Below are 26479 nucleotides of genomic sequence, written 5' to 3'. Positions count from 1 at the left end.
CCGGGTGCGGGGTGTGACGGTCGCGTTGGCGGCGTGGGTCGGTCGCGGGGTGGTCGGGGGTGCGTGCGTCGCGGCGCTGGTCGGGGTGATGCTCGTCCCGGCGACGCCGTCGCCGGCCGTGGCGCGGGCGCGGGCGGCCGGCGAGGTGCTGGCGTGGGCGCGGGCGAACGCCGCCGCCGCAGTGGACCCGGGGCCGGATCCGGTGGCACCGGACCCGCAGCCGCAGGCCGCTCCCGGGGCCGCGGGCGAGGTGACCGCGCCGGTGTGGGGGTCGGGGTCGGTGACGCCCGAGGCGGGCGGGGTGGTGTCGGGCGAGTCGGTGTCGGTGGTGTTCTCGGGGCACGACCTGGCCGGGCCGGTCGAGGTGAGCGTCACCGCGCTGGACGACGCGGTGACGGCGACGGCCGGGTCCGAGCAGATGGTGGTGCTGGCGCCGGGGTTCGACGTGTCGGCGGTCGACCCGGACGGGCAGCAGGTGACGTCGTTCCCGCACGACGCGCCCGACGCGCCCGAGCCTGCCGGGGGTGCTGGGGCGCGCCGGACGGCTGGGTCGTTGCCGGTGACCGAGGCGGCGGACGGGTCGACGTTGATCGGCGGTCTGCCGGTGGGTCGGGCCCCGCACCCCGAGGCGGCGGGCTTCGACGTGGTGCTGGGTGAGTCGATGGCCGGCGACGACGGTGACTCGGTTCCGGGTGTGCGGGTCGAGGTGCAGGTCGACCCGGGTGCGCTGGAGGGCGTCCGTGCCGGGTCGGTGCGGTTGGTGACGCGGGAGTCCGACGCCGGCGCGTGGGTGGTGGTGCCGTCGTTCCTGGATGTGGAGCGGTCGGTGGTGGTCGGGGAGCTGGACCATCTGTCGCAGTTCGTGGTGATCGGGGGCAAGGACGTCGGGGACCCGCGGCCGCGGGTGGTGCTGGATCCGGACAACGACCGGGCGTTCGCGAACTCCCCGGGGCCGCGGGTCACGGAGGTCGGGTACAACGTCGCCCTGGCGAACCAGGTCGCGGCGCGACTCACGCAGGTGTGCAACGCGGACGTGGTCGTGACCCGCACGACCCCGACCCCGGAGCTGGGCCGGGACGTGCGGGCGGGGATGGCGTTCGCGCACGACCCGGCGTTGACGGTCACGTTCGGGTTCAACGGCAACCAGGGCACGGCGTGGGGGAACATCGGTAACGGCGGCTCGGAGGTCTACTCCCGCGGCGGGCCCCTGGACGAGCAGGCCCGCGCGACGGTCCTGGGGGTCCTGCCGGTCTACACGGGCCGGCCCGCGAACCCGAAGGCGCGGGCGAACCTGACGTACCCGCAGTACGCGGGGTTGCCGGGTGCGGTGATCCACCTGGAGACGTTGTTCCTGGACCACAACTTCGACCGGCCGGTGATCGACCACGGGTTCTCGTTCGTGGTGGACGGGGTGTTCACGTCGTTGGGTTTGCAGCTGGAGAACCAGGGGTTCGACTGCTCCGACCCGAACCGTGGTGGAGGGTGGCCGGCCCCGCCGTCCGCGGCGCAGGTCGCGGCGTGGATGCAGCTGGGGTTCGCGAACTACGCCGCCTACGGGGGCGACCCGGTGAACTTCACCACCGGGAACCTGGTCGAGCTCGAGGACCTGTTCCACGTCACCGGACCGGGCGGGTCGGACACGCAGGTGGCGTTGGTCTACAACTCCGCGGACGGGCGGGTGTCCCGGTTCGGGACGTCCTGGAGCAGTGACCTGACCGCGCGGGTGCAGCGGTTCGCGGACGGGTCGGAGATGGTCGTGCGCGGCGACGGGGCGTCGTACGTGTTCGCCCCGGACGGGGCCGGCGGGTACGTCGCGGACGCCAACACCGGCGCCCGGTTGGCTGAGGGCGGTGGCGGGCACCTGGTCCTGACCGTCGACGACGGCACCACGTGGCGGTTCGACGCCTCCCACCCCGAGGGCGTCGGCGACGTCATCGAGAAGCGCGACCCCACCGGTGCGATCACGCGGTTCGAGTACGCAGCCCTGACCGACGAGGCGATGTTCCGGCCCCTGACCGCCGTGGTGCTGCCCGGGCAGCAGCGGGTCACCGTGACGTCCGACGCCCGCGGGGTCGTGACCGCGCTGGGCGCCCCGGACGGGCGGACCTGGCAGCTCGGGTACGACGCCGCGCTGGACCTGCGCACGATCACCGGTCCCGACGGGCGGGTGCGGGGCTTCGACTACGACGACACCCACCGCCTGACCACGGCCCGGGACGCCGCGGGGGAGGTGTACCTGAGCAACGTGTTCGACGGCGCCGGGCGGGTGGTGTCCCAGGGCGACGGCGTCGGCGGGGTGCGGACGTTCGCCTACCGGGCCGGTGGGGTGGACTACACCGACGCCGCCGGGTCCGTGTGGTCCTACGAGGTCGACGGGCGTGGGCGGGTCACGTCGTCCACCGACCCGCTCGGGCAGACCACCACCCTGGAGTACGGGGAGCTCAACACCCCGACCGCCGTCATCGACCCGGACGGGGCGCGCACGACGTACGACCTCGACGCCTGGGGCAGGACCACGGGCGTGGACGCGCCCGGCGGCGGCCGCACGACCCTGGTCCTAGACGCGTGGGGTCGGGTCACCGGGGTCACGGAGCCCGGGACCGACGACCACCCAGCGTTGACCACGACGATCGCGCGTGACGCCGGGGGCCGTCCGACCGAGGTGACGCATCCAGGCGGTGCGGTCGAGGTCACGTCCTACGACGACGCGGGGAACCCCGTGGCGTTCACCGACGCCGCCGGGGGCCGCTGGACGGCCGCGTTCGACGCCCGCGGGAACCAGACGTCAGCGACGGACCCGTCGGGGCGGACGACCTCGTTCACCTACGACGCGGGCAACCGGCTCCTGAGCAGCACGTCACCGTCGGGCGCAAGCACCTCCTACGGGTACGACGCCGCGGGCCGCCTGGTCACCGAGACCGACCCGAACGGGGCCGTGACGACGTACGGGTATGACGCGAACGACAACCTCGCCTCGGTCACGGACTCGACCGGGGCGGTCACCCGGCAGGTGTGGGACACCGGGCGCCGCCTGGTCGAGACCACCGACCCGACCGGCGCGACCACCCGGTACGCGTACAACCCCGAGGACGAGCTCGTGTCGGTGACAGACCCGACCGGGGCGGTCACCGCGTACGCCCTGGACGCCGCGCACCGGGTCACGTCCGTCACCGACCCGACCGGCGGGGTGTGGGCTCGGGTCCTGGACACAGCCGGGCGGGTGATCGAGCAGACCGACCCTGCCGGTGGTGTGTCGACCTGGGAGTACGACCCGGCGGGCCGGATGGTCGCGCAGACCGACCCGGACGGGGTGTCCACCGGGTACGCCTACGCCCCCGGTGGGCAGCTGGTCGAGGTCCGCGACTCCACCGGCGCGGCCACCACGCTCCGCTACGACGCCGCGGGGCGCCCGGTCGCGCGCACCGGCCCCGACGGGACCCAGACCGTCACCTACGACCCCACGGGGCGGGTGGTCGCGACCACCGACCAGGCCGGGCGGACCACGTCGAGCGAGTACGACGCCGCGGGTCGCGTGGTCGCGCAGACCGACCCCACCGGTGCGCGCAGCACGTTCGAGTACGACGCCGACGGTCGCCTGGTGGCGGTCGTGGACGCCGACGGGGTCCGCGAGCAGTGGACCCTGGACCCCGCCGGGCACGTCACCACCACCGGAACCACCGGCGGCGCGCAGCGGCAGTACACCTACGACCCGGCCGGGCGGGTGCTCACCGACACCGACCCGACCGGGGCGAGCACGACCTACGCCCACGACCCCGCGGGCCGGATCGTCCAGGTCACCGACCCGACCGGCGCGGTCACCGCCTTCGGGTACGACCCGGCGGGACGCCAGACCACCCGCACCGACCCCGCGGGGGTGGTCACCCGCTACGGGTACGACCCCGCGGGGCAGCTCACCCAGGTGGTCCAGAACGCCACCAACACCACCGACACCGCCACCGGCTCCCGTGCTGCTGCGCCTGACCGGGACGTCACGACCACCTATGCGTACACCCCGGTCGGGGACCTGGCGCAGGTGGTTGGCCCGACCGGGGCGGTCACCCGCTACCAGTACACCGCTGGTGGGCGTCCGAGGTCCGAGACCGACCCGCTGGGCAACCGGACCACGTACCGGTACGACGACGCGGGCCGCCTCCTGCGCGAGACCGACCCCGACGGGCGCAGGACCGCCTACCGGTACGACCCCGCAGGCAGGGTCGCCCAGGTCACCTCCACCCAGGGCCGCAGCCGGGACACGGCGGTGGAGGTCCGGTTCGAGTACGACGCGACCGGCAACCCGATCGCGATGACCGACCCCACCGGTGTGACCGGCTGGACCTACGACGCCGCCGGGCGCCAGACCGCGCAACGCACCACGACCGGCACCTTGACCACCACCTACACCCCGGCCGGGCGGCGTGCCGCGCAGACCACCCCCGACGGGACCACCCAGACCTGGACCCACGACAGCGCCGGTCGCCTGACCGAGCAGACCACCCCCGCCGGGACCCTGGCCTACACCTACGACCCCACGGATCGGGTCGCGCAGATCACCCGCACGAACACCGACGGCACCCCGGGGCCGCTGTCCGTGTTCGGCTACGACCCCGCCGGGCGCACCACCACGGTGCGGCACCAGGTCACCGAGGTCGCCACCGTGCCGGTCCCGGCCCCGGGGGAGGTCGCCACGACCTGCGACGTCTGCCTGCCGGGCGAGGACTACCTCGCCGGCCGGACCCTGCCCGGCGCGGGGACCACCGGGTCCGGGGTCTGGGACATCGCGATCGACCAGACCTACACCCCGACCGGGCACGTCGCGTCCCGCACCCGCATCGACACCGGCGGACGCGCCCTGACCGGCACCTACGCCTACGACCCGCTGGGCCGGCTCACCACCGGCACTGAATCCGTCCCGGCCATTCCGACTGCGCCGACCACGGGCGGCGAGACCGCCGACCTCCCCAGCCCGTCCGGCGGACCCGGCGACGGCACTTCGTCCCCGGGCAGCCCTGAGTCCCCGGGCAGCCCTGAGCCCGCACCGCCCGCGCCGCCCGCAGTACCCGAGCCGGCGGCGCCGGTGACGCAGCTCGCGTTCACCTACGACGCGTCCGGCAACCGGCTCACCGCCACGCGCACCGACCCCGACGGGACCACCCACACCCAGACCGCGACCCACGACGCCGCCAACCGCGTCCTGCGGACCACCGACACCAGCCAGACCCCTGACACCACCGCCGGCGCGGCGACCACCCCGGCACCCGGCACCCCCGCGGCCGTGCTGGGCGCACTTGCCCCCAACCCGACGGCCACGCTCACCGACTACCGGTACGACAACGCCGGGAACCGCACCCGCGCCACCACGACCCGCCCCGGCGCGCCCCTGTCCCCGGACACCACCATCCGGACCTGGACCTACGGCCCCGACGGCCGCCCGGCGACGACCACCGACCCCGACCGCACGATCACCACCACCCACGACGGCCTCGGGCGGCTCGCGGCGACCACCACCACGACCGAGTTCGTCCAGCACACCGCCACCGCCACCTGGGACCACCTGACCCAGGTCGCCACCACCGACGACACCTTCGGCACGACCACCTACACCCGCGACGCCGCCGACCACCTCGCCGCCCAGACCACCACCCGCCCCGCCAGCACCCCCGCCACCGGCGGCACCGGCGCCCACGACCCACCCACCGACCCCAGCACCGAGCCGAACGGCAGCGGCGGCGGCGCCGTGCTGCCGGGCGGTGTCACCGCGGGCCCGGTGTGGGAGCTCACCGACGCCCTCGGGTCCGTGATTGCCCAGGCCACCGGCGACACCCTCACCCAGATCGCCTGGCACGACCCCTGGGGCAACACCCAGACCACCACCGCCGGCTGGGACGCGGACCACGGGTACACCTCCCAGACCACCGACCTCACCCTCGGGCTGGTCGCGTTCTACGCCCGCACCTACGACCCCACCACCGCCACCTTCACCACCCCCGACCCCTGGGCAGGACTGCTCACCGAACCCGGCACCCTGCACGCCTACGCCTACGTCCTGAGCGACCCCCTCACCGTCGTCGACGTCCTGGGGTACTGGCCCGACTGGAACTCGATCGGCGGGTGGATCTCCGACCACAAGGGCGCCATCGTCGCGGGCGTCGTCACCGTCGGAGTCGCCGCCTGCATCGCCGCCAGCGCCGGGATCTGCGGGATCGCCGCCGCCGGCATCGCCGCCGGATTCGGCGGGTCCGCGGTCGCCGCAGCAGCGGTCACCGGCGTCATCGCAGGCGCCGTCGGTGCAGCGGCGGGCTACGCGGTCACCGGCGAGGCCAACGGTCAGTACACCTGGACCGGCTACGCGAACGACATGGCCGCTGGCGCCATCTCCGGTGGGCTTGGGTACGGGATCACTGCCAGTCTGGGCGCCGTAGCCAGCCGCGTCACGGCTGCACATCGTGCGGCTCGGGCGCCGAGCGCTGCAGCCATGCGAGTAACGCCCGCGCGCGCTGGCGGCACGACGCGCAGCAGCGGCCCCCACAAGGCGCAATCCAATCAAGCCATTTCGCGTCCGTCCGCGTCCGCCGGGCAGCAACTCGATCGATTGATCCAAGAGGCGACACGACCGAACAAGGTGGCTCATTGGTATGCTCCGCTTAAGCATGGGTTCGTTCAATATGGATCTCGCATGGGGGGAACTCCGGATGGGATCGCAGCCAGTGTCATGGCTCGGGCAATTTCGAAGGTTGACCTCACGAGATCCGGGACCCAGAAAGTCCAGGTCGTGGTCAATGGAGTCCCGGTAATAGTGGACGGACTGGTTACTGCCGGTGGGTTTCGATTCGGAACAATGTACATACCGAAATGGTGGCTCGCGCTCAATGGGTGATGAATGGTCGATGGGCAGGTGGATCGAGAGCGGGGGAGGTGTGGCTCCAGACTCCAGCATTCACGGCAATCGCACACCAGAGTTGCGCGAAGTCGTTTCTGTGCTCCACGCTTTTGCACGCCGTCATCGCGGCGCACCGTGGGCGGGTGTATTCCGCCAGCAGGTCGAGAGCGTGTCGGCTGTTCGCGGAACCTACTGGTATTGCCAGATCGTTGTGTCTGGGACTCCGCCGCGCTTGCCTGAGTCTGTTCCTGATCCGCTCAGGGGTGTCGAGTTCGTCGGCGGCGACGGAAAACTCGCCGGAACGCTTCTCGTATGGCTAGACGAAGGCCTGATCGATTGCGTCGAAATGGCGGCCTATGATATGGAACTGATCGACCACTACCCGTCTCCGCGCGAGCTCCATGAGTGGGACGATTCCTAAACGGTCTCGGCATCGTGGCAGGGCTCACCAACACAAGTGCGCGGAGGGCGGGGATTCACTGAGCTTCGCCGGGATGGTCGTAGCGAGGCGTCCCGCAGACAATCACTATCTAATTCTCCACCGCGGATGGCCAGCGATTGAGAGGAGGCTATATGACCCATATGGACTAGACGGCGTCTCGCTTGAGAATGGCCGGACTGGAACGCCGTCGGCGGATGGATCTCCGACCACAAGGGCGCCATCGTCACGGGAGTCGTCACAGTCGGAGTCGCCGTTTGCATCGCCGCGAGCGCCAGGATCTGCTGGATCGCCGCTGCTAGCATCGCAGCCTCCGAGGGATCGTCGGAGCATCTCGTGCGGAGAACACAGCACGCGTGCACCAGGAAGCCCCCGCCCTCACGTAGAGATCCGCAGTCCAGGCCTTAGGAGAATCGATATTATGGGCCAACCAACAACCCGCCGAGGCGGCGGAAATCACTATCCCATGGCGGTGTGAGATGTCATTGATGGACCTGGATAATATCGACCTGGCCGAGAGTTGGGTCCTGGGCGTCTCCGTTGGACCCCGCTTGCTCGAACTTGAGTTCGACTTCGTCCTACTACCGGGGCACCGGGACTATCGCAAACCTCGATCGGGAGAGGCCGAGTCGTTCCGAAAGGGGACGCTAGCGTTTGACCAGCTGCGTCGCTTGACGTGGTCGAACACAGGGCAAGAACCTGTGCGGGACGCCTCGGGACAATTGGATTGGGATCACCCTGTCGTGCACACGATTACAAAGACCTCCGCACACATAATCTCCGAGCTGGGTGACATGCAGATTGAATATCGCGGCAGGCTTATTGTGCGCCTACACGAGGAAGCCAGCGACGAGTCCAATGGATGACCAGATGATGGCCCACCGGAGGCGTCGGGTACAGCACCACAGCGGGGCTGCGCGCCGTGACGGACATCGGTCTGAACTTCAACATGCGGGCGCTCGTCGAGTTCATGAACTCCCTTGCTCTTATGACCGGTGGAGAGGCCCGCGTGGATGGGGACTACTACTGGGCGTTCGATCCCGAGGTGGCCTTCCGTGGGCCGCACGGATATGGGGATGCTGGTTGGTGGGGTGGCATAAAGACAGCCCCGGCTGCACTCGTCATCTCATGGCCGAGCGACATCTCATTACGAGACGAGGTCGATATCGGACATGGGATTCGACGGGTGCAAACACGCCGCGCTGAATAGTGGGTCAGTGCTGCACCGGCCTTGCCCCGCAGAGCAGCGGAATGATGGCGCGCGCTGCCAGGAAATCGAAGGCGATGGCGGGCCGAAGTGACTGCGCAGTCCACGACGCCTGGCACAGTGTCGTCGTGAACGGGGTCTTTAGAGTATCGACGATGTTTGTGCCCGAGCAACACACAGCGCGCTTCAGGTGAGCGGTGAATCGAGGTAGCTGTGTCAGGTTCCCGAAGTAGTGGACCACCACCATTCGAGGATGTCGTCTCCATTTTGCGCGTATTTGTTGACGTGAGTCGAAGCGACCCCTGGTTCGAAGCGCTCCAGAGTCAGGTCGACGCAGTCGTCGGCGTCACGGGCACGTTCTGGTATGCAGACTTGATACTCGACGGAGACTGCTTGCCGATGCCAAGTGGTACGCAGATCCCGTTACGTCGGGAACTCATCACACGATCTGGCATCGAACCGCCGGGCAGTCTACTTTTATGGAGCGAATCACGGACGGGCGTGATCGACTGTGTCGAGTTCGCCGTCGTCGAGAAAGAGCTGGTCAAGAAGTATCCCACGGCCGATGAGGTTGAAGAGTGGATCTAACGCCCCAAATACGTGGTCAGAAACGCCCGTTGATTGCCGCGATCGTCATGACCAGGACTCTTCCGAAGATCGAACTCACGAAAGACTGGAACCCAGAAAGCTCAGGTGGCGATGAACGGGGTTCCGGTCACAACGCGAGATCGCTGGCGCCGTCATCGGCACCGCCGTCGCCCTCGCCGCGTGCATCGCAGCCACCGTCGGGGTCTGCGCCAGCGTCGCGTCCTCGAGATTTCCGGAGCCGACAATCCCATCTCCACGACAGCACCTTGGCGGTTCGGACTTGTTTCGGGCGCTCGAGTTCGGCCTAACTGGCTTCACCACACGGGAGGTTCACTTCTGCCCCACTCGACCGATGGTCAACTCCGAATCGGCATGGAGGGCAGTGTAGTGAGAGGCTCCAAGACGCAGAACCCCGAATACGCCCCCGACCCACGCTACAAGCCCGGGTCCCGGGGCCAGCGAGGTGGCGAGTCGCAATTCCACTGGGCGGGAGGAGCATGCCTCGCGCTGCTGGACATCCCAACGCCCCGTCTGAGGTATGTGGTCGTACGAGCGCGCTCGACCCCAGAGCGGGGTGAAGTTGGCGGGTTGTTCGTGTACGAAGACGCCGTCACGGCGCAGGACCTCGACGACGCTTCAGAGTTCGACGGAGAGATGGTGGCGCAGGTGGACCACCGAGAGCCAACGGCCCTCGACCGCCGGCCGTTGACATTGCCGCCACCAGAAATACCGGCGCTTGGGCCAGATGATTTTGTCGTCTACGCGAGGCACGGGGAGCGGGACCCGACGGGCCGCAACTGGGCTTGGGATGAGCCGGTCTCGAGTTCGTACGGTTCGACGGCCCAACTGCGCATCGTCGTCTTCATCGCGCTTCGGGGGCTGGTGACCTCGGACCTCGTGAATGTCATGGTGCGCGGAGCGCCGGGCCGCGCGGAACTCCTCGTCGGATATGCTGAAGAACCTCATCCGAATCATTCGTCTTGGACTCGCGAACTACAAGCGCGAATCGGCTCGCTCGTTCCCGGACTCCGCACTGAGTTCAGTGTCCAGGGTCATGTGCAACGTGACCACAACCGCGGACCGACGTCGGGCGATCACTGGCTTCCGGCGCTCCAGGTTGGACCCCCGCCGTGGGCAATCGGTACTGATGATTCTGACTGATCGCCAGAGTTCGGGCGCGGCGACCAGGATATCCCGCGTACCGCTGGGCGCGCGGCGAGGTAGCGAGCCTCGCAGTTCGCAACTCGATCTATGAAGGTCGGATCAGGAAACTCGAGACGCCGAATTCAACAGCATCGGAGTACGAAGTGACGGACATCGACTTGAGGGTTATCAAGGGCGCATTCAATGACATGATTGACTCCCTTGCGCTCGTGGAAGAGGGCCGAGTTCGTTTGAATGCGGACTACTACTGGGCTCTTGATCCCGCGGATGTGTTGGACCCGTCCCGCTCTCCGCAGGATCCAGGATTAGGGCAGCTGAGCGACTGCATGAAAGAGATTCGTGCGGTCGTCGATGACCCAGAGCGCGCCACGACATATCACCTCGTTTGGCTGGGTGATATACTCAGGGCGATTGGCATCGGGGCAGAAGGGGAGATCGCCGGTCATTCCACATCACGTGCGTCTGCGCCCCATGTATAACTACACGGCATGTTCCCCGGGCGGGCTCCGAAGTGATCTCGACGCCATGCGCCCTCGCTGGGAGGCCTCTCTCGGCAGGGCGACGACGCGCTGTGCGTTCGACTAGACGGCGAAGCTCTGCAGTCCCCCGTCGGATTGCGGGCCGGGCGGTCCAGGTTCCGACAGATTGCGAGCCGACCCGCGGGGCGATCGTCGCCTGCCTGATGACCCGACATGCGGATGGGCGCGTTCGCGAAATAAATCCGCGCATCCTGCTCTACTACAGCGAGAGTTGGGTGGACTTGTATATCCTCGTGCTGCTCGGGGATTATGTGGTCGAAATCGTCGACATTGCTGCGTCTGCGATACTGGAAAACACGCGGGCAGGTGAATCGCGAAGGCATGGGATGCGCGGTATTCTCCGCGAGAATCCTTGGCTCATTGTGAGGCTGCGCGCCTAATGCACGAGCTACTGGAACGTGTACCGACGTGACTCGATAACATCTTTGTCCGGATATCCGGGATATCAAGGCCCTGGACCGACTGCTCCAAGCCGAAGTGAGCGATCGCATCCATCGCTAGGTCTCTTCGACCCGGATCACCACGCAGGTGGACCCGCGCTGGGCGTCGTCATGGTTCGGGAGGAGGGCGGCTGATGGAACCGTTGTGGGGCGACCGCTGCCCGGGGCTGGGCGAAGTGCGCCCGGTGCTCGGTCTCCTGGTCGAGGCAGCGCGCGGATCGCCGTGGCACGCCGCGCTCGTCGCGCAGGCAGAGCGCCTTCGGGGCGTCTCGGGTACCTGCTGGTACGTCGACCTGGACCTGGCGTAGGGCGCCATCGCGGTGCCCGAGGGCACTCCGATCCCGTGCGCTGCGGTCGTCACGCGCGACGGCGTCGTGGTGTGGGGGAGTCTCCTGCTGTGGATCGGCGACACGGGACTGATCGAGACGATCGAGTACGCAGCTGGCGAGATGGCCGAGGTCGACCACTATCCGCGACTGGATGAGCTGGTCGCGGACCACAGCCTTCTGGTCGGGAGGCGCCGGCCGCCCGATCTCCTGATCGGTTCGCCGCTGATCGGTGGCTCGTGGTGGTCCGGGACGAACGAACGGGTGCGGCCCCGTGCGCCGGCAGGCCGTCGCATGCGGATCCGGTCCCTGCTGCGCCGCGCCCGGCTGATGCGGCAGTGACGAGGCTCATCGTCCACCCGTGGCCGATCGGGTCTCAGAGGGCACGCGTCAGCGCCCGGGCGGGTCTCGTCCCGCCGGGCTGCCGCCTCCGGTTCCGACCTCGCGGCCGGGCAGCTGCTGGGGTCGCCGCCGAGCAGGCGCTTCCGGCACGGTGCGGATCCCGCGGCGCGTCGTTCGTGTTCACCTGACGCAGTCCCCGGGGTCCGGACCCCCCCGCCCCCCCGCCGCCGACCGGCGACTCCCCTCACCGCGTGTCCGCCGGCACCACCAGCGGCGCCCCCGTCACCGGGTCGGCCACCACGGTCCCGTCGAGCGCGAACACCTCCCGCACCAACGCGCCGGTGACGACGTCCTCCGGCCGCCCCTGCGCCACGACGCGCCCGTCCTTCATCGCGACGAGGTGCGTGGCGTACCGAGCGGCGAGGTGCAGGTCGTGGAGCACGGCGACGACGGTGCGGCCGGTGCGGTGGAGGCGGTGCAGGAGGGTCAGCACCTCGAGCTGGTGGGTGATGTCGAGGTACGTGGTGGGTTCGTCGAGCAGGATCAGCGGGGTGTCCTGCGCGAGCACCATCGCGATCCACGCCCGCTGGCGCTGCCCGCCGGAGAAGCTCGTCGAGGCGGCGGTCGGCGAGGTCGGCGGTGCCGGTGGCGGCGAGCGCGCGGTCGACCGCGTCGGCGTCCGCGGCGGAGTGCCGACGCAGCAGCCCCTGGTGGGCGAACCGCCCGCGTGCGGCGAGCTCGGCGACGGTGATGCCCTCGGGTGCGGCCATCGACTGCGGGAGGAACGCGAGGCGGCGGGCGCGCTCGCGCGCGGGGTAGGAGGTGAGGGGTGCGCCGTCCAGCAGCACCCGGCCCGCGGCGGGCGGGAGCAGGCCGGACATCGCCCGCAGCAGCGTCGACTTGCCGCAGGCGTTCGGGCCGATGATCACGGTGAACGAGCCGTCGGGCACCGCGAGGGACAGGTCCTCGGAGACGGTGCGGCGGTCGTAGCGGAGCGTCAGCCCGTCGGCGCGCAGCCGGGTGGGGTCGGTCGCGGTCATCGGGTCCTCGCCTCGCGGAGCAGCAGCCAGAGCAGGTAGGCGCCGCCGACGACGATGGTGACGACGCCGACGGGCACGGTCAGGGGGAGCAGGTGCTGGGCGATCAGGTCGGACCCGAGCAGCACGAGCGCACCGGTCGCCGCGGCGACGCCCAGCGGGATGCCGGGTCCCGCGACGGCGCGGCGGGCGATCTGCGGCGCGGCGAGCGCGACGAACGCGACCGGGCCCGCGACAGCGGTGACGGCGCTGACCAGGCCGACGGCGCCGAGCAGCAGCACGGCACGGTCCCGCCGGGGGTCGACGCCGGTGGTCGCCGCCACGTCGTCGCCGAGCTCGAGCTGGGCGAGCGCGGCGGACCGTCCGGCGACCAGCGCGAGCAGCAGCACGACGCAGGCCGCGGCCGGGAGGACGAGCTCGGCGGTGGCGGTGCTGAGCGTGCCGGCACCCCAGGCGGAGGCCAGCAGTGCCGTCTCGAGGTCGGCGCGCAGCAGCACCCACGTGTTGAACGCGGCGAGCATCGACGACACCCCGATGCCGACGACCACGAGGCGGAACCCCTGCAGCCCGCCGCCCCGGGCGAGCAGGGCGATCGTCGCGGCGGCCAGCAGACCGCCGACGAGGGCGCCGCCGGTGCGCAGCGGCCAGCTGCCGCCGAACCAGACCAGGGCGACGAGCATGCCCGTGAACGCGCCGTTGGACAGGCCGATCACGTCGGGGCTGGCCAGGGGGTTGCGGGTGACGGCCTGGAACACCCCGCCGGCGACGGCGAGCGCCGCCCCGAACAGCACGGCGGCGACGACTCGGGGGAGACGCCACTCGAGCACGACCGTGCGGGCGAGCCCGTCGGTGCGGCCGGTGAACGCGCCCAGCACGTCGCCGACGGGGACCGGGAAGTCACCCACGGCCAGCGCGACGACGCCGAGCACGAGGACCGCGGCGAGCGCGACGCCCGTGACCGCGGCCTCGCGGACGCCGAGGCCGACGTGCCGGCGGTCGGTGCCGAGCAGGACGCGGCGGCGGGGGCCGCCGGTGACGCGCACCCCGCGGCGGGCCGGAGCCGGGGCGGTCACAGCGCGGCCGCCCGGCGCCGGCGCGCGAGCGCGATGAGCACGGGCGCGCCGACGAACGCGGTGACGACGCCGACGGGCATCTCGCCCGGGGGGACCGCGATCCGCCCGACGACGTCGGATGCGACGACCAGCACGCACCCGGCGACCAGGGACCCGGCGAGCACCCGCCGCTGGTCGGTGCCGACCACCCAGCGCACGACGTGCGGGACCATCAGGCCGACGAACGTGATCGGCCCGGCGACCGCGGTGGCGCCGCCCGCGAGCAGCGTGATCGCGGCGAGCACGAGCACGCGGGTGCGCCGGACGTCGACGCCCTGCGCGTGGGCGACGTCCGGCCCCAGGGCGACGGCGTTCAGGCTGCGCGCGACGCCCGCGGCGAGCAGCAGGCCGACGACCAGCAGCGGCAGCACGGGCAGGAGCACCTGCGGACCGCGCTCGAGGAGGCTGCCCGCGCTCCAGCCGCGCATCCGGTCGAACGTGTCCGGGTGGGTGAGCGTGATCCCGGTGGTCAGCCCGGCGAGGACGGCGCCGACGGCGACCCCGGTCACGACCAGGCGGCCGGGGGCGGCCCGGGGGTCGGCGGCGCCGCCCAGCAGGTGCACGGTGCTCGCGGCGACCAGGGCGCCCGCGCACGCGAGGCCCATGTAGCCGGCGGGCGCGGTCACGCCCAGGAACGCGATCCCGACCGCCACGGCGACCGCGGCGCCGGCGTTCACGCCCAGCAGGCCGGGGTCGGCGAGGGCGTTGCGGGTCGCGGCCTGCATGAGCGCCCCGGCGACGCCCAGCGCGGCGCCGACGGCGAGGCCGGCCAGGGTGCGGGGCACGCGCTGGTCGACCACGAGCTGGGCGGTCGCGGTGCCGCCGCCGCGCAGGGCGGCCCAGATGTCGCCAGGTGGGACAGGGTTGGCGCCGACCAGCAGCGACAGCACGACGACCGCGCCGAGCGCCGCGACGGCGCCGAGCACCCACGCACCCGCGCGGCGGCGCGGCGGCCGGAGCCGTCGCGCCGCCGCCGGGGCGTGCGGTCGCGGGAGGGCGGTCGTCACGCCGCCGCGCGCAGGATCCGCTCGATGTCGTCGAGGACGGCCTGGCCGCCGAGCGGCCCGACGCCGGTGATCCAGGTCGACTGGTCGACCAGCTCGACGGTGCCGAGGGCGTCGGCGTTGGCGCGCACCGCCTCGGGGACGGTGGACTCGTCGGTCACGTCCGTGGTGGTGACCAGCACGAGGTCGGCCGTGGCCTCGAGCACCAGCTCGGGGAGAGGTCGACGGAGATGGAGTCCTCCCAGTCGCGCTCCGGGGTGGTCAGGCCGACGCACTCCAGCGTGCTGCCCGCGAACGACGTGGGCCCGTAGAGCGTGAGGATGCCGTCGCGGGGCCGGATCAGCTGGGCGGTCGTGCCCGCGGTGCCGAGCTCGTCGGCGATCGCGGCGCACCGGTCGTCGTACGCATTCAGCAGCGCGTCGGCCCCGGCGGTGTCGCCGAGCGCCTCGGCGGTGAACCGGACGTTGTCCTGCCACGGGTCGGCCTGCGACGCCATGAACACGGTCGGTGCCACGTCGGAGAGCTGGTCGTACAGCGCGGAGTGCCGGGACTCGGTGCCGATGATGAGGTCGGGCGCGAGTGCGGCGATCTTCTGCACGTTGGGCTCCTGGACGGTGCCGACGGTCTCGATGCCCGCGGCCTCGTCGCCGAGGTAGGCGGGCACCCCGGCGGCCTCGTTCAGCACGGCGGCCCCGACGGGGACGACGCCGAGCGCGACGGCGGTGTCGAGCTGGACGGGCTCGAGGACGACCACCCGGGTCGGCGCCCCGGGCACCTCCGTCTCGCCGCGCGCGTGCTCCACGACGTGGCTCGCCTCGGCGGCGGGGGTCGAGGCGCCGTCGGTCGCGGCGGTGCCGTCGCCCGACCCGCCGCTGCACGCGGCCAGGAGGGCGACGACCGCGGCGGCCAGCAGGCCGGTCCCGGTCCGGGTGGTGGTCACCGGAGAACGCACGTGCTACCCCATCTCTCGAGCAGGGCCCGCGACGTGCGGGCGAGGGAAGGTTAGCAAACCCTTACTTCGACCCGACTCGGCGTCCGCGCAGGTCGGCGGCCCGAGTCAGCGCGGCCGGTCGTGCCAGTAGCCCTGGGTGTGCACCCGGGCGGGGTCGAGGCCGGCGCCGTCCCACGCGTCCCGGACGGCGCGCACCCGCGTGCTCTCGGTCGCCGCCCACGCGTAGAACCCCGTCCCGAGATCGGCGGCCGCGGCGCCGTGCTCGTCCACCCAACGACCGAGTGCCGCCGTCAGCGCCACCCCGCCCGGCGCGCCCGCACGGAGCACCACGCGCGCGGACCGGCCGGGCCCGTGCGTCACGTCGTCCAGCGTCGCGGCGTCGGCGGGGTCGCCCGCCTCGAGGACGACGTCGGCGCGGACGGACCGGGGGAGGGCGGCGAGGATGCCGCGGATCGCCGGGTACGCGGTCTCGTCGCCGGCGACCAGCACCCGGCGGACGTCCGGCCCGGGCTCCCACTGGATGCCGTGCGCGGGCCGCCCCGCCGTCACGTCCGGGCCCGACACCAGGAGCGGGTCCCCGGGCGCGGCGCCCAGCGCCCAGTCGCTCGCCGGACCCGCGGGGTCGTGGACGTAGAAGTCGAGGTCGATCTCCCGGGTCGCGGGCCGCACCTCGTAGGCCGTGTAGCTCCGCAGGACGGGTCGACGGTCCTCGGGGACCGCGCGCCAGACCCGTCGCCACTCGCGTTCGGGCAGGCCGGGGGCGAGCTCCGGGCAGGGACCGCCGAGCAGGATCTTCACGCGCTGGTCGAGGCCGTACGGGGCGAACCGGGCCAGGTCCGGCCCGGTCAGCGTGAGCCGCACGAACCCGGGCGACAGCCGGGCCGTACGGGCGACGTGCGTCGCGAACAGGGCGTTCGGCGACGCGGTGAAGCTGCGGGTCGGGTCGGGTGGCACCCGCCGATTGTGCCCGTGACCAGCCGACCCGCGCCGGACCCGGTCAGAAGTCGATGAAACCGGCGACGACCTCCGGTGGCACGCCGTCCGCGCCGGGCGTGCCGTAGAAGTACACCGACCCGAAGCCCCAGAGGTACTCGTCGACCACGTCCGCGAGCGCGCCGTCCTGCGGCCAGCCCTCCTCGTCGACCTGGAACAGGAACCGGTGCCCGTCGGCGAGCACCGCCGCGGCGTACTCGGGCCGACCCTGGATCAGCGCGGGCTGGTCGGCGACGCGGACCAGGCCCGGGCGGTCGTCGTCGTCCGGCAGGGCGGTCAGGGCGGTCGCGCGCAGGCCCGGCCAGCCGAGGTCGGACCGGGAGCCGCGCGGCGCGGGTGCGTGGACGAGGGCGCGCATCGCCATCGCGGGGTACTCGAGGTCGTCGTCGCCGATGTCGAACCCGGCGCGGAGCAGCACGGACACCTCGATGTCCGTGGCCCACGGCGCGCAGCCCGCCGGGAGCGTCAGCACGTAGCGGTGCGTCGCGAGCAGCGGGTGGCTCTCGAGGACGGCAGGAGGCGGGCCGCCGAGCCGTCCGCGGTCCGCGCGGTCGGGCAGGGAGGGCGCGAGTCGCAGGGTCACCCCGGCACGGTAGCGGCAGCTCCGCGGCGCTCGCTCAGGCCGTTGTGCGCGCTCAGGCCAGGTGGGAGGAGGACATCACCCGGTCGACCGCGACGCGCAGCACGACCCGCTCCGGGTCGAAGTCGCGCGGCCGGTACCGCTCGCCGTAGCGGCGCACCGCGTCCGCGATCTCGACGGGGTCGTCCACGACCTCGACGGTCCCCTCCAGCGTCAGCCACCGCCGGCCGTCCACCTGGCACAGGGCCGCGCGGCCCAGCGGCTCGCCCGGTGCGCGGCGAGCGTTGCGCACCTTGCGGGAGGCCCGGTTCGCGGTGACGCGGGCGACGCCCTGGTCCTCGTCCCAGGTGAACGCGACCGGCACGACGTGCGGGGTCCCGTCGGGGCGCAGGGTGGTCAGGGTCGCGAGGTGCCGGTCGGTGACGAACTCGAGCCGCACGGGGGAGAGGTGGAGCACCGGGCGAGCGTACGCGGACCGGCCGGGAGCGGCCCGCCCGCGCGGTCAGTCCCGTCCGACGACGCCGAGGACGAGCCGGGTCTGGGTCGCCTCGACGCCACCGGTTCCCTTGAGCCGCCGGACGAGCGCGTCGATGTGCTGCGCGCTCGGCACCCGGACACGCAGCTGGTAGTCCCACGCGCCGGTCACGTGCAGCGCCTCGACGACCGCCGGGTCCGCGCGCAGCGCCGCCTCGGCGGACGCCGGGTCGGTGTCGGGGCGCAGGCGCGCGTCCACCAGCAGGTCGAGCCGGGCGTCGGGCACCGCGTGCTCGTCGACGACCACCGTGAACGCGCGGATCACCCCGTCCGAGGTCAGGCGCCGGACCCGGTCCGCGGCGGCGTTCGCCGAGAGGCCGACGTGCGCGCCGAGCTCGCGGAACGAGCACCGCGCATCCTGGCGCAGGCGGTCGAGGATCGCGAGGTCGAGGGCATCCACGCCGCGATCATCGCAGGATCACCGTGGATCCGACAGGGCATCCCGCAGTGCCCCTGCACGCTGGGCGACATGGTGCTGCACGGGGTGGTCGACGGGTCGGGTGGCTGGGTGGCCGCGACGGCGGCGGGTGCCGCGGCCGGTCTGGGCGTGGCGGTGCCGCTCGGCGCGGTGGGTGTGCTGGTGCTGCAGGAGTCGCTGACCCGAGGGCGGGCGCACGGCCTCGCGGCGGCCACCGGCGTCGCGCTCGTCGACCTGCTGTACGCCGTCGTCGCGGTGGTCGCCGGTGGTGCCGCGGCGGCGTGGATCGCACCGCACGAGCAGGTCGTCCGGCGGGTGGCGGCGGCGGCCCTGCTGGCCGTCGCGGGGTGGGGGATCCGCGGAGCGTGGCGGTCCCGTCGCGGCGCGGTGCTCGACCCGACCCCGAGTGGGCGCACGAGCGCCGCACCGGACGGGCGCGCGCGGGCCGTGGCGACCGCCGCGCGGTTCGCCGCGGTGACGCTCGTCAACCCCGCGACGGTCGTCGCGTTCGGCGTCGTGGTCGCGGGGCTCGGTGGCGCGCTCGGCTCCGGTGCCGAGCGGACCGGGTTCGCGGTCGGGGTGCTGGCGGGGTCGGCGGGGTGGCACGTGCTGCTGGCGCTGACCGCCGCGCGGCTCGGCCCCCGGATGTCGTCCGGCGTCCGCGCCGGCACCGCGTACGTCGGGCACGGCGTGGTGCTGCTGCTCGCCGTGGGGCTGGCGCTGCCGGGCTGATCGGACCCGAGTCGGCGCGGCTCAGAGGTCCTTGGCGAAGCACCGCGACTGCGGCAGCGCCGTGTCGTACGGCGGGTAGGTGGGGATCCGGGTCCACCCGAGCGCGAGGTAGAGTGCCTCGGCATCGGGCTGCCGGTCGCCGGTCTGGAGCACCATCCGGGTCACGCCGGCCGCGCGGGCGAGGCGCTCGGCCTCGGTCATCAGGGCCCGGCCGGTCCCGCGGCCCCGCGCCGCCGCGGCGACCACCACACGCTTGACCTCCCAGGCGCCGTCGATCGCCCGCAGCGCGAGGTGACCCACGGGCGTGCCGTCGGCTGCGAGGGCGAGCACGGTGTGCCGCACGGTCGCCGGGTCGACGGCGAGCGCCGCGCGCACGGTCTCGCTCATCCCGGTCGTACCCCCGAGATCGGCGTAGCGGACGGACATCTCGGCGTCCATCTCGGCGCGCATCCGCACGGCACGCGGGTCCGCCCAGTCGACGAGGGCGAGCGCGGGCGTGCCCGCCGAGGTCGCAGCGTCGGGCCGACGTCGCCCCTCCTGGGGTGCGACCTCGGCCGTGAGGTGCGACCTCGGCGGGGCGGGTGGCGCGGGCTCCAGTGCCGAGGTGAACGCGGCGAGGCCCCGCCGCATCCGGTCGAGGTCGGCGGGGGAGAGGGCGTCGGTCATCGTCCGCTCGACGGCGGCGACGGCCGCGCTCGCCGCGTCCAGGGCGGCCCGGCCGGCGGGGGTGAGCGCGGTGGGCAGCGCGCGGCCGTGGGGTGCGGTGTCCGGCCGGATCAGCAGGCCGCGCTCCTCGAGGCCGCGCAGCAGGGTGTGCATCGACTGGCGGGTCACGAACGTCGACCGCGCCAGGTCCGACCCGGAGAGCCCCGGCCGCGCGGCGAGCTGCTCCAGGCAGGCGTACTGCGACACCGTCAGGTCGAGGGGTCGTAGCGCGGTCTCCATCGCCGCGCGCAGGGCGGCGGCGGTGCGCTTGAGCGCCAGGCCCACGGAGGTCTCGAGGTTGACGGGGGTTGCCATGTCAGAAGTCTGACATACACTGGTGCATGTCAATACAGCTGACATCCAAGGAGCCCGCCATGCCCACCGTCACCGGACCCGACTTCCTCGCACTCCAGGTGCGCGACCTCGACGCCGCCGCAGCGTTCTACGAGCAGCACCTCGGCCTGCGTCGCGCCGCGGTCAGCCCGCCGCACGGCATCGTGTTCGACACCGCGCCGATCGCGTTCGCCGTCCGCGAGCCGCTGCCGGGGGTCGACCTCGATGCGGTCACGCCCCGTCCGGGCGCGGGGGTGGCGCTGTGGCTGCACGCCGACGACGCGCAGGGGCTGCACGACGAGCTCGCCGCCGCCGGCGTGCCGATCCTGGCCGCGCCGGTCGACGGGCCGTTCGGGCGGACGTTCACGTTCGCCGACCCCGACGGGTACGCGGTCACGATCCACGACCGGGCGTGACGCTCAGGCGGGACGCAGCTCCTGGGCGAGCATCACGATGATGCCGCTCGGGCCCCGGACGTAGGTCAGCCGGTAGGTGTCCTCGTACGTCGCGACGCCGCGCAGCGGGTGGTAGCCGTGCCGCGCGGCGACCGCGAGGGCCGCGTCGAGGTCGTCGACCGAGAAGGCGACCCGGTGCATCCCGACCTCGTTCGGCCGGGTCGGCTCCGTCTCGATCGCGGCGGGGTGCAGGTACTCGAACAGCTCCAGCCGCCCGGACCCGTCGGGCGTCCGCAGCAGCGCGATCCGCGCGTGGTTGCCGTCCAGGCCGACGGCGGTGTCCGCCCACGTGCCGCTGACCGTGTCGCGGCCCTCGACGGTCAGGCCGAGGTCGGTGAAGAAGGCGATCGCCGCCTCGATGTCCCGGACGGCGATGCCGACGTTCTCGAACCGGATGGTCATGAGGTGCACCGTAGCCGCGGGCGTCGCGAGGGTCCGCGAACGAGGGTCGTCCAGCGTGGGTCGGACGCGACGCGTTCTCGGCGGTCATCCTGACTGGTACAGAGACGTATAACGTTGAGACGAATAGCCCGCATGTCGCTGCACAGGCGCAGGGAAAACCGACCCCGGCGAATACCGGCCAGAACTAGAGTGCCCCCGACCGTGTTCGGGGAGGGGAGTCAAGCGTCCAGTGGTGGTTCGTGATCGAGTGCAGATAGCGAGGCGCGCGCTGGGCGTCGACCCGGGCCAAGTGACCATCCCGAACCTGGGGGTGGTCAACGTGAGGGCCCTGTCCGTGCGCGACGATGGCCGCGAAGCGTGCGTCCAAGCCGAGTACACGCGTGCTGGGCTGGTGATCGCGGAACGAACGTTGAAAGTCAGGGGTCGACGAGGACGGTCGGCGTTCGCGCAGGACTTCTTGATCCTCGAAGAGTGGCACAATCAGGGCATCGGCACTTGCCTGCATGGCAAGCTGGTAAGCTCTCTACGCGAAGATGGAGTGCGCGTACTGCGTGTGAACGCGGGGAAAGCTGGCACCTACGTGTGGGCAAAGTGGTACGACTGGGACCCGCTCAGCGTCTGTCAGAACGCAGAATTCGCGATCAAAGCCGTCTCGAACGTCGCGGACGAGTTGCGCATCAGCGTATCACCCGCGGAGGCGCAGCGTTTCCTCGATGACGTCTCCCGCGCAGCGGGCCGGCGCCCAGGCGCCCTGTTCCTGGGCGCGAGGTTTGGCTTCGATGGCGCGGCTTCGTCCGACCTGGTCTACCGATCTTGGCTCGGCATGAGGTTGGTCACCCGGAACTCCCCAACTCAGCTTGACTCCCTGGGGGACCCCTGGGGTCTGAAGGTCATGCTGCAGTATGGCTCTATCTGGCACGGCTGGCGTCGGCTTCGTTCGGGCGCGGCCCATCAATGGTTCGCTCGGCCCGTGTGGTGGTTCTCGGCCCTTCGCTCGGGGCGCCTGGCCGCTAGTGTTCGAGTTGCCGGGCTGCGCCGCGGGGAAAGGCGGCAGTGAGCGGATCGGGTCACCCAGGACGAATGCGAGAAACTCTCATCTGATGAGAGAAGTAGATGCTGCACTTCGTGCAGTGTCATGACCCACCGACTGACGCGACTGGTACAGAGACGTATCGCGTTGAGACGAGTGACTGGTAGAGGTGCGTGCTCGTGAGATGCGAGTTCCGGCGTGGGCCGCTTGAACGCCTCACCCATGTTGGGGAGGTGTCGGCGGACGGTAGAGACCGACACCCCGAGTGCCCGCGCGACGGACGCCACGGACTGGCCGCCAGAGACCGACGCAGGCGCGGTTGCGCGCCGCGCGGACGACGCCGGCCGAACTGTGGGCGTGCCATCATCGGCCGATGGGAGCAACGGCCAAGACCCGTCCGCAGCACGTAACGCCCGTCGGTCGCGATCTTGAGAAGGTGCACCGGTTTGCCAAAGACCTGCTTGCTCAACACGGCCTCGAAGATGACTGGTCCGTCTTCTGGGCGGAGTCGTTGGAGAACAGCGATGGCGGCGGGGTTACGCGCGCCCACACGCAGCGCATCGTCTTCAGCGCTGCCCACATGGCGATACTTCTTCCGGACGAGCGACGCGACGCGGTCCGGCACGAAGTCGCGCACGCCATCGTGGGCGTCGCAGCTGGGCACTCAGACGTGTGGCGGAGCAAGGCCATCGAGCTCGGCAGCTCTGGAGCCACGTCGCATTCGCCCAATCTGTTGCTCTACCCCTGGTACGGCCTCTGCCCCGATGGCCACCCCTTCGTCTCGGTGCGGCCGCCGGGCCTGACCGGCTTCGTCTGCGAGGATGACACTCACGACAAGCCCGTCGAAGTGACAACACGGAAGAGGAACGCCAGGTCTCGGGCCCATGACCCTGGCGTCAAGAAGATGGCTGAGACGTTTCCTGAACCTGTCCCCTCGCCCGCGTTTGGCATCGGGGAGACGGTCTACGTCATCCCATACGGGGACGAGAAGTACGACAACGCACCGCTGACGGTGATTCGGGTCTTGGCGCGTCAGTACGTCACTCGCCACGCTGACACCGACGAAGATGTCACCGTGGATTTCGAGGGAGTCTCCGCCGCTCCCACCGAGTGATCCCCGTCGACCAGCCGCCAGCGTTCAAGGGGGTGCACGAATGGCCAGTGAGTTCCCGCGCGCAGTCACGCGCCAGTTGACTGGTACCGACGCGTGTCCCGCGTGTCCCACGTAGACCTGTAGTTGCCGAGCCGTGAGCGGAGCGTCAGGCGCACAACGGCGTTACGCCTGTCTAGGGAGGAAACGATGTGTCGCACTCTCCGGAAGTTGCTGGTTGGCGGTCCTTGACTCTTGGTGAGGCTGACCCAGGCACGGTAACCGTGGCCGAAGGACGACACCGGCGAAAGAGAGGGTTGCCGCTCGTCAGCACTTTGGCTATGGAGACCGAGGGCACTGGGAAAGGGGCGTGGAGCCTGACCGGCACAGAGGACTCCGACGACTGGCACTACGACCCGCTATTCGAGTGTCCACGGGTTGACTTCCCGACTTGCCCGATCTGCGGGGCTGACGGCGCACTCACCGATGAGCACGTGCCACCCGACCTTCTCGGGGGCGCCGTACTGACCCGGACGTGCCCGGAGTGCAACAACCGGTTTGGGACTTACGAAGACGCTCTGCTGAAGCACGCGGAGCAGCGCTACACGATGGCCCTGCGGTCGCCCGGCCTCCGGGGCGAGCGGCGGATCAGCGACGTCGTCCTTCGTCGTGACAGCGACGGGCGAATGCTCCTCTCAACCTGGAACGGATTCTGGCCGTCATGGACGGACCCGATGTTCACTGAGGAGGGTTGGGAGTTCCAGCTTGAGCGGCCCTGCCCGTGTCGCGCCTACGCGTCCGTGTTGAAGAGCGCATACCTGGCGGCGTGCACACTCGCGCCGGAAGCTGTGGCCGTTCCGGGGGACTGGCCGGTAGCCGAGCTCGTGCGCCGGCAGCTTGTCGCCTGGCGAGACGCTCACGACGAACATCTCGCGCTGAGTCCGTGGTTCAACCGCCTTCATGTTCGCTACCACGCCCCCCGACTCGAACGACCCGCTGTGTTGCTGTGCCAGGCCACGCACCGCGAGACTGGCGAGCGTCGACAGGTTCTTCGGCTCGGATGGCAGCTGGTTATCGACTGGCCCATTGACGCTGCCCGATTGACCATCGCTTCCTAGTAGCGCCGCGCCCCGATCAATGCCGCGTTCGGCGCGGCACTCTCGTCCTCGGCGAGGGTGAACTTCACGGTGACGCCGTGTCCGGCCGAGGGAACCCCGCGTCCGCGGCAGCCTCGATGAGCGGCGCGCAGGTCTCCTCCCCGAGAGCCGCGGTCAGGTCGGTGATCAGCCGTCGCACGGCCAGTTGGGTGCCCCAATCCGTCGTGGTCGAGTTGCGTATCCGCTCCGCGAGGTGGCTAATCAGTTCGGGCCCTTGAGTGGCGACCAGTCCCGACGGCCAGCTAGGTGCGCGATATCCGTCTCCGAGTCCGATTCCGTGCCCGCTCAGCACCGAGAACGCTTCGTTGACGTGTTCACCGACGAACGGTGCGATGTCCGCCCAACGTTCTAGCCTCTGCCGGTCGAGGGTTGCGCGGGATCCCCGCGAGGCGCGCTTGTAGATGCTCTCGGGCCCAGGACACCCATGCGCCGCCGCCATCTGCTGCGTCCTTGAAGAACGCCAGCATGGTGCGTGCAAATTCTGTCGAGTGGGCGCCATTGTCAGCCAAAACCGATTGGTCCAGCAGTTCTTGGCGTTCTTCCCGCGTGATGTCCGCTAAGTTCACGATCGAAGCCACAAGCCCGTAAAACTGCGCGCGCAGCCCGACTCGCTCTAGCTCGTCGAGGCGCGCCCATTCGCTAATAACACTCTGCAGGAAGCCGGCATCGAGCATCCGATCGTTGTAGCGGGGGTGATAGAGGTATGCATCCCACGCCTGTCCGGCATGGGGTCCGTTGAATAGAGGAAGGATGTACTTCGTCGCAAATGAACGATCGGCGTTAAAGAGGAAGTGTGCGTGCCCGCCGAGTGCCGGTCGGATCGCGTCGAGTTCTGCATCGGACCCGGAGAGCATCATTTCGAAGGCTCGTCGCTCCGATTCGTTCAGGCTCATCCAGGATTCGCCCTGCTCACGCCAGCGTCGGTTTACTTCAAGGATCCAGTAGCGTGCGAGATCTCCTGGCCATGAGTTGAGAGCGAGGAAGCTCGGCTCATCGCCGGACGGGGTCTCAAAGGTTCCGTTCTGCGAATCCCATACTTTGTTCGCAAGATCACGCATAGCGGCAATGGATGGGGATTCCCGAGCCTCGAGGTGCTTTTCGATCTGCGATACAAGAAACCTTGTTATTGCTCGAGTGGAGCGCGATAGCTCCGCGCGCTCGGCAACTAGGGCGACAATGTCGACCAACTGGTCGCCGAGATCAGCTTGTTCCCAACCGTCGAGGATCGCGTCCCATAGATCGTCATTCGTCTCCGAGAGAGAGCCCGAATCCTCAATGGCCTGCCAGAGAAGTTGTCCGAGCCCAGGTCGCATAGTCGTCGCTCTGCGCACGAGGACGAGCGCGCCGCTCCAGGTGGGGCCGTCGATGCGTCGCTCGGAGTAGTCGAGCTTCATCAGGCTGGCAATAGCCGCCTCTGCGTCGGACTCGAAGTCATGCACGAATTGATCGACCTCCATCGGAAGCGTCTCACCCCACGTGACCCCAGTGGACCAGCTGTCGAGATCCGGAAACTCCCGTGGTCCGAATGTGGGGTGCTCAGCCTGCAATCGCTCGAGCTCGCGCTGCGCGTCGACCCACGAAGGGTCAGAGCGGCTCAGCCATACAAGTGCGTTGTAGATGGAGTACGCCTTGTGGCGTTCGACATCGGGGAGGTCGCTCGGGAGGTCGGGCCCTCCAATCGCCGCAGTGAGCAGCCGGGCTCGTCCAGTTGCGCTCGCACCCGAAACCGCGGTGCTCAGCAGGCGGAACACCTCGTGCTTCAGCGAGGACTCGAACAACACTTCCCGATCGAGGACCCACCTCAACTTCTCATCGGAGTCGCGTCCGGGAGCGACCTCGACCAGATGTAGCGCGAGTCGCCTGAATAGCGTGGACTCGCGGGACCACCAGCTGTCGGGGAGGTCCGGCCGCTGGGCGAGCGCCTTGACTCCGTAGTCGCGGAGGCCGTCGATCAGCGCATCCACAGGCTGCCGGAACTCGTCCTGCGGATGTGTCTCGATCGCGGAGCGATGGGAGCTGAGGC

General features: G+C 70.7%; 23 protein-coding genes and 1 pseudogene. 11 read left to right on the top strand and 13 right to left on the bottom strand.

What is annotated here, in order from left to right; all coding sequences use genetic code 11:
• The first annotated feature begins 13 nt into the window (after positions 1-13).
• From AC1VL8_RS14390 to AC1VL8_RS14365, 6 genes are all read left to right on the top strand, one after another.
• A complete protein-coding gene (locus AC1VL8_RS14390; protein ID WP_483075644.1) occupies positions 14-6874 on the top strand; it encodes an RHS repeat-associated core domain-containing protein in 6861 nt (2286 codons plus the stop codon).
• Complete coding sequence (locus AC1VL8_RS14385; RefSeq protein ID WP_483075643.1) at positions 6867-7298, top strand: hypothetical protein; 432 nt, start codon at positions 6867-6869, stop codon at positions 7296-7298. Before AC1VL8_RS14390 ends, AC1VL8_RS14385 begins: the two co-directional genes overlap by 8 nt.
• Positions 7299-8238: 940 nt before the next feature.
• Entirely contained in the window at positions 8239-8526 is a 288-nt protein-coding gene (locus AC1VL8_RS14380) for a hypothetical protein (RefSeq protein ID WP_483075642.1), read from the top strand.
• Positions 8527-8808: 282 nt separating this feature from the next.
• On the top strand, positions 8809-9111 hold the full coding sequence (locus AC1VL8_RS14375; RefSeq protein ID WP_483075641.1) for a hypothetical protein: 303 nt from the start codon (positions 8809-8811) through the stop codon (positions 9109-9111).
• A 594-nt stretch (positions 9112-9705) separates the two neighbouring features.
• Positions 9706-10272, top strand: a complete 567-nt coding sequence (locus AC1VL8_RS14370) for a hypothetical protein (RefSeq protein ID WP_483075640.1) — start codon at positions 9706-9708, stop codon at positions 10270-10272.
• Between the two features lie 1302 nt (positions 10273-11574).
• Positions 11575-11922: a hypothetical protein gene (locus tag AC1VL8_RS14365; protein ID WP_483075639.1), complete on the top strand. Its 348-nt coding sequence runs from the start codon at positions 11575-11577 to the stop codon at positions 11920-11922.
• Positions 11923-12166: 244 nt separating this feature from the next.
• Here the strand turns inward: AC1VL8_RS14365 and AC1VL8_RS14360 are convergent, their stop codons facing one another.
• From AC1VL8_RS14360 to AC1VL8_RS14315, 10 genes and pseudogenes are all read right to left on the bottom strand, one after another.
• A complete protein-coding gene (locus AC1VL8_RS14360) occupies positions 12167-12493 on the bottom strand; it encodes an ABC transporter ATP-binding protein (RefSeq protein ID WP_483076283.1) in 327 nt (108 codons plus the stop codon).
• A gap of 9 nt (positions 12494-12502) precedes the next feature.
• Positions 12503-12962: pseudogene (locus tag AC1VL8_RS14355) on the bottom strand (ABC transporter ATP-binding protein); the annotation flags it as partial.
• Entirely contained in the window at positions 12959-14032 is a 1074-nt protein-coding gene (locus AC1VL8_RS14350; protein WP_483075638.1) for a FecCD family ABC transporter permease, read from the bottom strand. The pseudogene AC1VL8_RS14355 and the gene AC1VL8_RS14350, both read right to left, overlap by 4 nt.
• Complete coding sequence (locus AC1VL8_RS14345) at positions 14029-15078, bottom strand: FecCD family ABC transporter permease (RefSeq protein WP_483075637.1); 1050 nt, start codon at positions 15076-15078, stop codon at positions 14029-14031. The genes AC1VL8_RS14350 and AC1VL8_RS14345 overlap by 4 nt, the downstream gene beginning before the upstream one ends.
• On the bottom strand, positions 15075-15236 hold the full coding sequence (locus tag AC1VL8_RS14340; protein ID WP_483075636.1) for a hypothetical protein: 162 nt from the start codon (positions 15234-15236) through the stop codon (positions 15075-15077). Before AC1VL8_RS14340 ends, AC1VL8_RS14345 begins: the two co-directional genes overlap by 4 nt.
• Positions 15233-16015, bottom strand: coding sequence for an ABC transporter substrate-binding protein (locus AC1VL8_RS14335; RefSeq protein ID WP_483075635.1), 783 nt, complete (start codon positions 16013-16015; stop codon positions 15233-15235). Before AC1VL8_RS14335 ends, AC1VL8_RS14340 begins: the two co-directional genes overlap by 4 nt.
• A gap of 117 nt (positions 16016-16132) precedes the next feature.
• Entirely contained in the window at positions 16133-16981 is an 849-nt protein-coding gene (locus tag AC1VL8_RS14330; RefSeq protein WP_483075634.1) for a siderophore-interacting protein, read from the bottom strand.
• Between the two features lie 43 nt (positions 16982-17024).
• A complete protein-coding gene (locus tag AC1VL8_RS14325) occupies positions 17025-17603 on the bottom strand; it encodes a hypothetical protein (RefSeq protein ID WP_483075633.1) in 579 nt (192 codons plus the stop codon).
• 52 nt (positions 17604-17655) lie between these two features.
• Positions 17656-18057 (bottom strand): pyridoxamine 5'-phosphate oxidase family protein, encoded by a 402-nt coding sequence (locus tag AC1VL8_RS14320; RefSeq protein WP_389228988.1) that lies wholly within the window; start codon positions 18055-18057, stop codon positions 17656-17658.
• Between the two features lie 45 nt (positions 18058-18102).
• A complete protein-coding gene (locus AC1VL8_RS14315; RefSeq protein WP_389228985.1) occupies positions 18103-18534 on the bottom strand; it encodes an Lrp/AsnC family transcriptional regulator in 432 nt (143 codons plus the stop codon).
• Between the two features lie 69 nt (positions 18535-18603).
• Here AC1VL8_RS14315 and AC1VL8_RS14310 point away from each other — a divergent pair, with 69 nt between their 5' ends.
• On the top strand, positions 18604-19284 hold the full coding sequence (locus AC1VL8_RS14310) for a LysE family transporter (protein ID WP_483075632.1): 681 nt from the start codon (positions 18604-18606) through the stop codon (positions 19282-19284).
• Between the two features lie 21 nt (positions 19285-19305).
• On the opposite strand, the gene AC1VL8_RS14305 is transcribed toward AC1VL8_RS14310, so the two are convergent.
• On the bottom strand, positions 19306-20304 hold the full coding sequence (locus tag AC1VL8_RS14305; protein ID WP_483075631.1) for a GNAT family N-acetyltransferase: 999 nt from the start codon (positions 20302-20304) through the stop codon (positions 19306-19308).
• Positions 20305-20363: 59 nt separating this feature from the next.
• Between AC1VL8_RS14305 and AC1VL8_RS14300 the strand changes: the two genes are divergently transcribed.
• Positions 20364-20738 (top strand): VOC family protein, encoded by a 375-nt coding sequence (locus AC1VL8_RS14300; protein WP_483075630.1) that lies wholly within the window; start codon positions 20364-20366, stop codon positions 20736-20738.
• A gap of 3 nt (positions 20739-20741) precedes the next feature.
• Here AC1VL8_RS14300 and AC1VL8_RS14295 read toward each other — a convergent pair whose 3' ends face one another.
• Entirely contained in the window at positions 20742-21179 is a 438-nt protein-coding gene (locus AC1VL8_RS14295) for a VOC family protein (protein WP_483075629.1), read from the bottom strand.
• 289 nt (positions 21180-21468) lie between these two features.
• On the opposite strand from AC1VL8_RS14295, the gene AC1VL8_RS14290 reads away from it, so the two are divergent.
• From AC1VL8_RS14290 to AC1VL8_RS14280, 3 genes are all read left to right on the top strand, one after another.
• The gene (locus AC1VL8_RS14290; protein WP_483075628.1) at positions 21469-22236 is read left to right on the top strand and encodes a hypothetical protein; all 768 of its coding nucleotides are present in this window, start codon (positions 21469-21471) and stop codon (positions 22234-22236) included.
• Positions 22237-22582: 346 nt separating this feature from the next.
• Positions 22583-23323 carry a hypothetical protein gene (locus AC1VL8_RS14285; RefSeq protein ID WP_483075627.1) on the top strand — a complete coding sequence of 247 codons (741 nt, stop codon included), beginning with the start codon at positions 22583-22585 and terminating at the stop codon, positions 23321-23323.
• Between the two features lie 317 nt (positions 23324-23640).
• Positions 23641-24417 carry a hypothetical protein gene (locus tag AC1VL8_RS14280; protein ID WP_483075626.1) on the top strand — a complete coding sequence of 259 codons (777 nt, stop codon included), beginning with the start codon at positions 23641-23643 and terminating at the stop codon, positions 24415-24417.
• A gap of 353 nt (positions 24418-24770) precedes the next feature.
• Here the strand turns inward: AC1VL8_RS14280 and AC1VL8_RS14275 are convergent, their stop codons facing one another.
• Positions 24771-26420 (bottom strand): hypothetical protein, encoded by a 1650-nt coding sequence (locus AC1VL8_RS14275; RefSeq protein ID WP_483075625.1) that lies wholly within the window; start codon positions 26418-26420, stop codon positions 24771-24773.
• Positions 26421-26479: the final 59 nt, after the last annotated feature.

Source organism: Cellulomonas sp. KU4C, assembly GCF_056868065.1.
The sequence above is the reverse complement of the archived record's forward strand: the minus strand, read 5'-3'. Positions and strand labels throughout refer to the sequence as shown.

Excerpts from the sequence above, each read along its gene's own strand:
- AC1VL8_RS14360 (WP_483076283.1), bottom strand. The coding sequence starts at position 12,493 with ATGGTGCTCGCGCAGGACACCCCGCTGATCCTGCTCGACGAACCCACC.
- AC1VL8_RS14285 (WP_483075627.1), top strand. The coding sequence starts at position 22,583 with ATGGGAGCAACGGCCAAGACCCGTCCGCAGCACGTAACGCCCGTCGGT.
- AC1VL8_RS14300 (WP_483075630.1), top strand. The coding sequence starts at position 20,364 with ATGCCCACCGTCACCGGACCCGACTTCCTCGCACTCCAGGTGCGCGAC.
- AC1VL8_RS14305 (WP_483075631.1), bottom strand. The coding sequence starts at position 20,304 with ATGGCAACCCCCGTCAACCTCGAGACCTCCGTGGGCCTGGCGCTCAAG.
- AC1VL8_RS14295 (WP_483075629.1), bottom strand. The coding sequence starts at position 21,179 with ATGACCATCCGGTTCGAGAACGTCGGCATCGCCGTCCGGGACATCGAG.
- AC1VL8_RS14385 (WP_483075643.1), top strand. The coding sequence starts at position 6,867 with ATGGGTGATGAATGGTCGATGGGCAGGTGGATCGAGAGCGGGGGAGGT.
- AC1VL8_RS14280 (WP_483075626.1), top strand. The coding sequence starts at position 23,641 with ATGGAGACCGAGGGCACTGGGAAAGGGGCGTGGAGCCTGACCGGCACA.
- AC1VL8_RS14310 (WP_483075632.1), top strand. The coding sequence starts at position 18,604 with ATGGTGCTGCACGGGGTGGTCGACGGGTCGGGTGGCTGGGTGGCCGCG.